Origin of the sequence: Marinomonas sp. SBI8L, from assembly GCF_001624705.1 — a bacterium.
Classification (GTDB): Bacteria; Pseudomonadota; Gammaproteobacteria; order Pseudomonadales; family Marinomonadaceae; genus Marinomonas.
The window spans coordinates 1-776 of the sequence record NZ_JSEO01000044.1; the positions used below are offsets into that span (position 1 = coordinate 1).

The following is a 776-nucleotide window of genomic DNA, read 5'->3' on the forward strand; positions in this document are numbered from 1 at the left end:
GCTGCGAATAAAGCTGTTGCATTGATAATGCCGATACCAGGAATGGTCATCAGCCGCTGACAGAGCTCATTTTCAAGAACATATTCATCAAGCTCTTTTTGTATGGATAATCGACGTCTTGATAAGTTGTCATACTCTTCTTTTACTTCTGCTAATTGACACTTGATACGAGGGGTGAGTCTTGTATCAGCAGGGTCGAGTAGTAAGGCTATGTGCTTGGTAAAGCCAGATAGGCCTTTTGGCATGATGATGCCGTATTCACTTAATAGGCCTCGTGCTTGGTTAACAATACTGGTTCGACGAGAGATCAACTTATCTCGAATGCGATGTAAAGCCTGAATATCTTGCTGCTCAATGGTTTTAAGAGGCACAAAATTAATGTTAGGTCGTAATGATGCTTCGGCGATAGCAAGGGCATCATTGTGGTCATTCTTGTTTCCTCGAACAAAAGGCTTCACATGCTGTGCAGGAATGATACGTACATCATGGCCCATATCGGCAAATAGTCGGGCCCAATAATGGCTAGAATAACAAGCCTCCATGACAACAATAGACTTCTCTTGTTTCATTAAAATAGTGGGTAATTGAGCTCGAGAAACTTGTTTGTTCTTAATTACTTTGTGATCAGGCGAAAGAATACAAATTTGAAAAACATTCTTTGCTAAATCAATGGCAATCGTATTAATCTTATTCATGTGGACGCTCCTTAGTATTAACTGTTGTTAGCACATACAGTTTGGCGCATTATGACGCCGGTGCTACTTTGGAGCGTCCAT

The 776-nt window shown here is 41.0% G+C and carries 1 protein-coding gene; it reads right to left on the minus strand.

Annotated features, from left to right (window positions below; translation table 11 throughout):
• Positions 1-695, minus strand: a 695-nt coding sequence (locus OA91_RS23820) for an IS110 family transposase (RefSeq protein WP_063340106.1), incomplete at its 3' end; no start/stop codon positions are given.
• Positions 696-776: the final 81 nt, after the last annotated feature.